This window comes from Desulfuromonadales bacterium (assembly GCA_035620395.1).
Classification (GTDB): Bacteria; Desulfobacterota; Desulfuromonadia; order Desulfuromonadales; family DASPGW01; genus DASPGW01.
Map to the genome: position 1 here is coordinate 1 of DASPGW010000083.1, position 8,432 is coordinate 8,432.

The window sequence follows — 8,432 nt, forward strand, 5'->3', positions numbered from 1 at the left end:
TGGAGAGCGGGGTGGACGGGCTGCGCCTCAATCCCGGCAACATCGGCGTGCGCTGGAAAGTGGAGGAAGTGGTGCGGGCCTGCGCCGAGCGCCAGGTGCCGATCCGCATCGGCGTCAACGGCGGTTCGCTGGAGAAGGAGCTGCTCGAGAAATACGGCCACCCCACCGCCGAGGCGATGGTCGAGAGCGCCCTGGGGCACATCCGCCTCCTCGAGGACCTCGGCTACCGGGAGATCAAGGTCAGCCTCAAGGCCTCCGGCATCCGCCGCACCGTCGAGGCCTACCGGCTGCTGGCGCGCCAGGTCGACTATCCCCTGCACATCGGCATCACCGAGGCCGGCACCACCTGGAGCGGCACGGTGAAGAGCGCCGTCGGTCTCGGAACGCTTCTCTACGAGGGGCTCGGCGACACCCTGCGCGTCTCGCTCACCGGCGATCCGGTCGAGGAGGTCAGGGTCGGCTGGGAGATACTCAAGAGCTTGGAGCTGCGTGAGCACGGCCCGGTCTTCGTCTCCTGCCCCACCTGCGGCCGCTGCCAGATCGACCTGATCGGCGTTGCCGAGGAGGTGGAACAGCGTCTGCACGATCTGCCGAGGAAGATCACCGTGGCGGTCATGGGGTGCGTGGTCAACGGCCCCGGCGAAGCTCGCGAGGCGGACGTCGGCATCGCCGGCGGCAAGGGGCAGGGACTGCTCTTCCGCAAAGGGGAGGTGGTGCGCAAGGTGCCCCAGGAACAACTCGCCGATGCCCTGGTGGAAGAGGCGTGGAAGCTGGTGCGGGAGCTGGAAGCGTAGGCGTTCCCGCAGAGGGGGAGGGAGGGGATGGCCGTGAATGTCTGTACGATCAGGCTGACCATCGACAGTGACCTCGCCGAGGTGCGTCAGGTCCGCCGCGCCCTCTCGGTGCTGGTCGGCGAAGGTCCCCTGTCGCCCGAGGAGTGGTACCAGGTCAAGGTCTGCATCGCCGAGGCGGTCAATAACGCCATCATCCATGCCTACGGCCGGCAGGGCGGACACCCGGTAGAGGTGGAAGTCGAGCGACTGGCCGACCGGGTCGTCTGCCGCATCGCCGACTTCGGCAAGCCGATGCCGGCAGGGGTATTGCAGCAGAAGCCGCAGCTCGACTACTGCCCGAAGGATGTTGCGAGGCTGCCGGAAGGAGGGATGGGGCTCTACATCATGCACCAGGTCATGGACCGGGTGGAGTACGAATCGAAAAACGGCCGCAACGTCCTGATCCTGACCAGGCTCGCTCGCAGAGACGAAGCCGGGCCGGAAGCCTGACGCCAGCAAATTCCCAGCCGGCGAAGGTGGCCGGGGGAGACACGTCGCTATCGTTCCACGCCCTTACCGGCCGGCACCGCGCGCTTGAACGCCCAGGCCTCGATCTTCTTGATCTGCTCGGCCATGGTCACCGAGAGCGGGACGGTGCGGCTGATCGCCTCCATCAGATCCTGCTGGATCATCTCCCGCCCCAGGGCGAGGGCCTCGAAGGCGGCGCTCGCCACCGCCTGCTCGATCTCGGCGCCGGAGAACCCCTTGGCAGAATGAGCGAGCATGGAAGGGGCGAAGGCGGCCGGGTCGAAGCCGCACTTCTGCAGGTGGATGCGGAAAATCTCCTCCCGTTCGCTGAGCCCCGGCAGGGCGACGTAGAAAATCTCGTCGAAGCGTCCTTTGCGCAGCACCTCGGCGGGAAGCATCTCGATGGCGTTGGCGGTGGCGGCGACGAAGACGGGGTTGCGCCGCTCCTGCATCCAGGTGAGGAAGTAGCCGAGTACCCGCGAAGCCGGCCCCCCCTCGGCCTTAAACCCCTGGTTGGAGATGCCGGACTCCATCTCGTCGATCCAGAGGACGCAGGGGGCGAGCGCCTCGGCGGTCTTGCAGGCCTTGCGCAGCGAGCTCTCGGGGGTGCCGAAAGTTCCCTCGTAGACCGTCGCCATGTCGAGGCGGATGAGGGGCAGCCGCCAGCGGGCGGCGATCGCCTTGACGAAGAGGCTCTTGCCGCAGCCGCTGATCCCCATCATCAGCACCCCGCGGGGCAGGTTGCGCCCTTCGGTGAAACCGGCGGCGCCGAAGGCCCTCTCCCGCTTCTCCATCCAGGCCTTGAGGTTCTCCATCCCCCCTACCTGCTCAGGCCGGATGTTGTTCTCGACGAATTCCATGATTCCGCTCTTGCGCAGGATCTGCTTCTTGTTCTGGTGCAGCGAGCCGACCACCTCCTCGAGTCCCGCGCCTCGGGTTACCCGGGCCAGGCGCAGGGCGCGTTCGATGTCGAGCAGGTCGAGCCCCTGGGCGGCGACGGTCAGGTGGGAGAGACTCTGCTCGTCGGGGAGCAGCTCGCGCAGGAAGTAGTCCTTTTCCTGTTTCGCCTCGAGCCAGGCGCGGATCTCTTCCCGGTCGGGCAGTCCGTGGTCGAGGAGCAGAAAATCCTCGCGCAGTGTCGGCGGGATATCCGGCTCGGCGCCGATGAAGACCAGGGTCTTGCCCGCCGGCCGGCGCACGGCGGCGAAATCCTTGAGGGTGCGCTGGATGAAGGGGCTGTCGAGCCAGAACCAGTGGAGATCCTTGAAGATGAAGATGCCGTGTCCCTCCTGCTCGACGGCCCAGCGCAGGGCGGTCAGCGGGTCTTCGGTCCCCTCCTGGCCGGGGAAGCCGCCGACGCAGCTCCACACGCGGGGGACCGGCATCCCCTTGATACCGTAGAGGGCCGCCCGGGTGATGAGGAATTCGGTGCGGCTCTCGTTGTCGGTGGTGATGTAGATCAGCGGCGTTCCGGCCGCCACCTGCCGGCTCAGGCTGGCCTGGTTCAGTTCTTCCTGCATGGGGACTCCTGCGGGCGGGATGTCCGGCGGAGAGTTCCGGCGGAGTGACGTATTATTAAACCATTTTGTCGACAGAAGTCCAATGTTTGCTTTGCCCGTGGGCGACAACTCCCCTTGCAATTCGGGTTGAAATACGCTAGTTTTCAGTCTCGTTTGCCGGCTGGCCCGCCCTAGTCGCCCAATCCCCTCTGTCGAGGTTCTTCCATGCGCTACTCGCACTATCTGCTGAACACCCTCAAGGAAACCCCCGCCGACGCTGAGGTGATCAGCCATCAGCTCATGATGCGCGCCGGCATGATCCGCAAGGTCGCCGCCGGCATCTACAACTACCTGCCACTCGGCCTGCGCTCGATCCGCAAGGTGGAGCGCATCGTCCGCGAGGAGATGGACCGCTCCGGAGCGATCGAACTGCTCATGCCGATGGTCGTTCCCGCCGAGCTCTGGCAGGAATCGGGGCGCTGGGAGCAGTACGGCAAGGAGTTGCTGCGCTTCAAGGATCGCAAGGAGGCCGACTTCTGCCTCGGGCCCACGCACGAGGAGGTGATCACCGACATCGTGCGTCGCGAGGTCAAGTCGTACCGCCAGGTTCCACTCAATCTCTACCAGATCCAGGGGAAGTTCCGCGACGAGATCCGGCCCCGTTTCGGCCTGATGCGCGGCCGCGAATTCATCATGAAGGACGCCTATTCCTTCGACCTCGACGAGGCCGGGGCGGACGTCGCCTACGACAAGATGTACCAGGCCTATCGGCGCATCTTCGAGCGCTGTGGTCTCAGGTTCCGGGCGGTAGAGGCCGACACCGGCAATATCGGTGGTACCGCCTCTCACGAGTTCATGGTGCTCGCCGCCTCCGGCGAGGATGCCATCGTCTCCTGTGACAGCTGCCAGTATGCCGCCAACGTCGAGAAGGCCGAGCTGCGCGATCCCGGTCAGGCGGCCCCGGCGCCGGCGCAGCCGCTGCAGAGGGTTCTCACCCCGGCGCGTAAGAGCATCGAGGATGTCGCCCTCTTTCTCGAGACGGCTACCGAACGGCTGGTCAAGACCCTCATCCTGCAGACCGATACGGGCGAGACGGTGGCCGTGCTGCTGCGCGGCGACCGCGAGCTCAACGATATCAAGCTGACCCGCCTGCTGGGGTGCAACTGGGTGGAACTCGCCCCCGAAGAAGTGGTGCTGCGGGTAACCGGCGCACCCTCCGGCTTTGCCGGACCGGTGGGGCTGCAACTGCGCCTCCTGGCCGATTTCGAGGTGCGCGGGATGGCCGATTTCATTGTCGGGGCCAACGAGAAGGATGCCCATCTGACGGGTGCCAACCTCGGTCGCGACTTCAGCGTCGAGACCTTCGCCGACCTGCGCCAGGCAGTGGCCGGCGACGGCTGTCCCCGCTGCGCCGGCAAACTGGAGAGCTGGCGGGGCATCGAGGTCGGGCACGTCTTCAAGCTGGGGACCAAATACTCGGCGGCCCTCGGCGCCACCGTTCTCGACGAGAAGGGGGAGGAGCGCACCCTCTTCATGGGCTGTTACGGCATCGGCGTCGGGCGTACGGTGGCCGCGGCCATCGAGCAGAACAACGACGCCAACGGCATCATCTGGCCGATGCCGATCGCCCCCTTCCAGGTCATCGTCACCATGGTCAACCCCAAGGAAGACGAGGTCCGCCTGGCCGCCGAAAAGCTCTACGAAGAGCTCCTGGCGCTGGGTGTCGAGGCGCTGCTCGACGACCGCGACGAGCGACCGGGAAGCAAGTTCAAGGACGCCGACCTGATCGGCATCCCCCTGCGGGTGACCGTCGGCGCCCGCGGCCTCAAGGAGGGAGCGCTGGAGTTGCAGGAGCGCCGCAGCGGCGAGCGGACCATGCTCCCCGTTGCCGAAACCGCCCGGCTGCTGGCCGAACGGGTAAGACAGGCGCTCGAAAACTGAGGCCTCGTGACCGGGAACCAGGGACGGCTTTTTACAGTCAGGGATTTAAATGCCCCCATTGACTATTGACGGCAGCGGCCGGATCGTTCTTCCCGCCGCGGCGGCCCGTGAGATCGGCTCGCGTTCCGTTGAGCTCTCCTCTCATTCCGCCCGGCACCTGCTCTTCACCGCTTACGGGGAGGCGGAGTCGGTCGTTCTCGCCGGTCTGCTTGGCGAGATCGGGGCGGCCGACCTGATCTCCTTCCTCAATATGTTCCGCAAGTCGGGCATCCTGCGCGTCGCCCTTGCCGGCGGCAGCAAGGAACTCTATTTCCAGAACGGCGAAGTCGTGTTTGCCGCCAGTACCTTTCCCGAAGAGGATATCGGCGAAGTCCTCTTCACCCTCGGCAAGGTTGACCGGGAGACGCTGCTGAAGGCCCGCCAGGTCACCACCGGGCGGACCACGGTCGGCAAGATTCTGGTCGACCAGGGGGTGGTGGCGTCCAAGGACCTCTGGCAGGCGACCCGTCATCAGGTGGAATCCATCGTCTATCACCTGTTCACTTTTCCTCGGGGCAGCTTCTCTTTTATCGCCAAGGCGCTGGAAAAAGAGGAGATCCTGCGCCTGTCGATGAGCACCCAGAACCTCATCATGGAGGGGCTGAGGCGGGTGGATGAGCGCGCTCTCTACATGCGCCGCATCCGCTCCCTTGACGCCGTCGCGCTGCCCGCCAATCCGCCGGCAGAGGGGACGACCCCGGCGGAACAGCGCCTGCTGGCGCTCGTTCTCGCCGGCGCCCGCGACGTTCGTCACCTCCTGCGCAAAAGCGGCATGGGAGAGTTCGACGCCTTGCGGCTGCTCTACCATCTGGTGGAGAGGGGGGCGGTGCGTCTGGAAGAGATGACGACTGTACCCGTGGCGGGGGAACTCGGCGAGATTCTCGCCATCTTCAACGGCGCCCTGACGGTCCTTTACCGGCGCATTACCGAGAGGAACCCCGGCTTTCCTCAAGAGGTCCGGCTGTTTCTGCGGGATCTGCCGCAACCCTTCTGCTTCGTCTTCAGCGATGTGAGGCTGCAGGCGGACGGCGCAGTGGACGGTGGCAGGTTGCTGGCCAATCTGGCCGGACTTGAGGAGGAGGACATGAAACGGCTGCTGGCAGATTCACTGAACGAGCTGCTCTACATGGAATGTCTCGCCGCCCGTCGTGAGCTGGGCGCTACCGATTCGGCCGAATTGATCCAGCGGGTGCAGGAGATCTCCCGCCGGGTGAAGACTCTCATCGGGAGGAAGCAATGAAGAACGAAGCCAGGCAAAGGCTGATTTTTGCCCTTGATGTCGACGCGTTCGCAGAAGCGGAGAAGTGGGTCAGGCAGCTGCACGGGCAGGTCGGGGTCTTCAAAGTCGGTAAACAACTCTTCACCCGCTGCGGGCCCGAGGTGGTGCAGATGGTACGGGCCGAGGGGGGGGAGGTTTTTCTCGACCTGAAATATCACGACATCCCCAATACCGTCGCCATGGCCGGAGTAGAGGCGTGCCGGCTGGGGGTGCGGATGTTCAATGTTCATGCCCTGGGCGGTCGGGAGATGATGGCGAGGACCGTGGCCGAGGTCGATGCCCGCTACCCGCGCGGCAGCAAGGAGCGGCCGCTGCTGCTGGCGGTGACCATCCTGACATCGAGCAGCGAGGAGACCCTGCGCGAGGTGGGGATCGAGCGGCCGGTGCGCGAGATGGTCCCCCGCCTCGCCCGTCTGGCCCAGGAAGCCGGGATGGACGGCGTGGTGGCTTCGCCGCAGGAGGTCGACCTGATCCGCGCGGCTTGCGGCGCCGACTTCGCCATCGTCACGCCCGGGGTGCGGCCGGCGAGTGCCGCCCTCGACGACCAGAAACGGGTGATGACGCCCGGCGAGGCGATCGCCGCTGGCGCCGACTACCTGGTAATCGGCCGGCCGATCTCGGCGGCGGCCGACCCGGTAGAGGCTGCCGAACGAATTCTCGACGAAATGGCCCTGGCCCTGGGACGCCCCTAGCGTGGCGGTCGACCTGGTTTACGGCATCAACCCGGTGCGCGAAGCGCTGCGCGGTGAGCGACGCCGGCCATTGGAGCTTCTGGCCGAACGCGACAGCCATCCCCCGCGCCTCGAGGCGCTGCTGCGGGAGGCGGTAGCGGCGGGGGTGCCGGTGCAGCGGCGGCAACGGCAGGAACTCGATCGCCTGGCGGGACATTCCCATCACCAGGGGGTGGTGCTGCGGGTAGAGCCGTTCGCCTACGCGGAGTCGGAAGAACTGCTGGAGCGCTGGCGCATTTCGGGTCAAAAAGCATTTTTCCTGCTGCTGGACGGCATTACCGATCCCCACAACCTGGGGGCGATCCTGCGCAGCGCCGACGCCGCCGGCTGCCATGGCGTCTTCGTGCCGAAGGACCGCTCCTGCCCGGTCACGGCGGTGGTTGAAAAGACGGCGGCCGGTGCGCTGGCGCACCTGCCGCTGTGCCAGGTGACCAATCTGGCCCGTACCCTCGAGGAGTTAAAGCAAGAGGGGGTGTGGGTATACGGGCTGGCGGGCGAAGAGTCGGCCGAGGTGCTTTACCGTACGGACCTGGCCGGCAACCTGGCGCTGGTGGTCGGCAGCGAGGGGGCGGGGCTGCGGCCCAACGTGCGCCGGCACTGCGACGGACTGCTGGCCATCCCCATGGGCGGCGGCGTCGCCTCGCTCAACGCTTCGGTGGCTGCCGCCGTCGCCCTGTTCGAGGTCGTGCGGCAGCGCCGGCGAGATGAAGAACGGTAAATCTTTTTTGGGTATTTTTTGATTTGCAGGTTGACAATTCCGTGGAAATCGACTATAAGCTCTACTTCGTCGCGGGGCAGAGGGGAGCCTGAGAAAAATTCCCTTGCATTCGACCGGATGCTGATGTATATATCCCCCCCTGTGCTGGCGTAGCTCAATAGGTAGAGCAGCTGACTTGTAATCAGCAGGTTGCGGGTTCAATTCCTGTCGCCAGCTCCAATGAGCTACCGGGCGGTATGCCCTGAAAAGTAGACGAGACGCTTCCCCTGGAGGGGTTCCCGAGCGGCCAAAGGGAGCAGACTGTAAATCTGCCGTCGTAGACTTCGGAGGTTCGAATCCTCCCCCCTCCACCAAACAAGCAATACTTGCCGGACGAGATCCGGTCGGCGAATCCCAGGAGGCCCTAGGCCGAGCGCACTGGGACGGCGGTCGAAGTCGAGTCCACAAAGCTACGCATAGGTCGACTTAGGTTTTGGGCGGGAGTAGCTCAGTTGGCTAGAGCATCAGCCTTCCAAGCTGAGGGTCGCGGGTTCGAGTCCCGTTTCCCGCTCCAAAATTCAAAAATGTATTCTCTCCGCAGCTTGACAGTGAGATAAGCCCACATAGCTCAGTAGGTAGAGCACTTCCTTGGTAAGGAAGAGGTCACCGGTTCGAATCCGGTTGTGGGCTCCATTCGCTGCATGGGGGGATTTTTCTGTCTGGCAAAATCTGGCTCCTGCCTTGCGGTTGGTGGCCGTAATCTTGGAAAAAAGCGTTCATTTACGAGAACAGGGAGGTTGACATCATGGGTAAAGCTAAATTCGAAAGAACCAAGCCTCACGTCAATATCGGGACGATCGGTCACGTCGACCACGGCAAGACCACGCTGACCGCCGCCATTACCAAGGTCATGGCGTCCAAGGGTCTGGCCCAGTTCAAGGCCTT

Annotated in this window: 8 protein-coding genes and 4 tRNA genes; 11 read left to right on the top strand and 1 reads right to left on the bottom strand. The window is 64.8% G+C overall.

All coding sequences use genetic code 11. The features are described 5' to 3' along the window. The coding region (gene ispG / locus VD811_04775; protein ID HXV20294.1) for a flavodoxin-dependent (E)-4-hydroxy-3-methylbut-2-enyl-diphosphate synthase at positions 1-794 on the top strand (794 nt) is incomplete at its 5' end. A gap of 27 nt (positions 795-821) precedes the next feature. Further along, positions 822-1,283, top strand: coding sequence for an ATP-binding protein (locus VD811_04780; GenBank protein HXV20295.1), 462 nt, complete (start codon positions 822-824; stop codon positions 1,281-1,283). 47 nt (positions 1,284-1,330) lie between these two features. Here VD811_04780 and VD811_04785 read toward each other — a convergent pair whose 3' ends face one another. Then, positions 1,331-2,821 (bottom strand): AAA family ATPase, encoded by a 1,491-nt coding sequence (locus VD811_04785; GenBank protein ID HXV20296.1) that lies wholly within the window; start codon positions 2,819-2,821, stop codon positions 1,331-1,333. Between the two features lie 204 nt (positions 2,822-3,025). Between VD811_04785 and VD811_04790 the strand changes: the two genes are divergently transcribed. The 9 genes from VD811_04790 to VD811_04830 all read left to right on the top strand — a co-directional run. Beyond that, complete coding sequence (locus VD811_04790) at positions 3,026-4,741, top strand: proline--tRNA ligase (protein HXV20297.1); 1,716 nt, start codon at positions 3,026-3,028, stop codon at positions 4,739-4,741. Between the two features lie 49 nt (positions 4,742-4,790). Beyond that, complete coding sequence (locus VD811_04795; protein HXV20298.1) at positions 4,791-6,020, top strand: DUF4388 domain-containing protein; 1,230 nt, start codon at positions 4,791-4,793, stop codon at positions 6,018-6,020. After that, on the top strand, positions 6,017-6,751 hold the full coding sequence (gene pyrF, locus VD811_04800; GenBank protein ID HXV20299.1) for an orotidine-5'-phosphate decarboxylase: 735 nt from the start codon (positions 6,017-6,019) through the stop codon (positions 6,749-6,751). The genes VD811_04795 and pyrF overlap by 4 nt, the downstream gene beginning before the upstream one ends. A 1-nt stretch (position 6,752) precedes the next feature. Beyond that, on the top strand, positions 6,753-7,508 hold the full coding sequence (gene rlmB, locus VD811_04805; GenBank protein ID HXV20300.1) for a 23S rRNA (guanosine(2251)-2'-O)-methyltransferase RlmB: 756 nt from the start codon (positions 6,753-6,755) through the stop codon (positions 7,506-7,508). A gap of 143 nt (positions 7,509-7,651) precedes the next feature. Continuing rightward, positions 7,652-7,727: transfer RNA gene (locus tag VD811_04810), tRNA-Thr, on the top strand. 49 nt (positions 7,728-7,776) lie between these two features. After that, positions 7,777-7,861: transfer RNA gene (locus VD811_04815), tRNA-Tyr, on the top strand. Positions 7,862-7,984: 123 nt separating this feature from the next. Beyond that, a tRNA-Gly gene (locus tag VD811_04820) sits at positions 7,985-8,061 on the top strand. Positions 8,062-8,104: 43 nt separating this feature from the next. Next, positions 8,105-8,180, top strand: a tRNA-Thr gene (locus tag VD811_04825). Positions 8,181-8,292: 112 nt separating this feature from the next. Then, positions 8,293-8,432, top strand: a 140-nt coding sequence (locus tag VD811_04830) for a GTP-binding protein (GenBank protein HXV20301.1), incomplete at its 3' end; no start/stop codon positions are given.

Excerpts from the sequence above, each read along its gene's own strand:
- VD811_04795 (HXV20298.1), top strand. The coding sequence starts at position 4,791 with ATGCCCCCATTGACTATTGACGGCAGCGGCCGGATCGTTCTTCCCGCC.
- pyrF (HXV20299.1), top strand. The coding sequence starts at position 6,017 with ATGAAGAACGAAGCCAGGCAAAGGCTGATTTTTGCCCTTGATGTCGAC.
- VD811_04785 (HXV20296.1), bottom strand. The coding sequence starts at position 2,821 with ATGCAGGAAGAACTGAACCAGGCCAGCCTGAGCCGGCAGGTGGCGGCC.
- VD811_04780 (HXV20295.1), top strand. The coding sequence starts at position 822 with ATGGCCGTGAATGTCTGTACGATCAGGCTGACCATCGACAGTGACCTC.
- VD811_04790 (HXV20297.1), top strand. The coding sequence starts at position 3,026 with ATGCGCTACTCGCACTATCTGCTGAACACCCTCAAGGAAACCCCCGCC.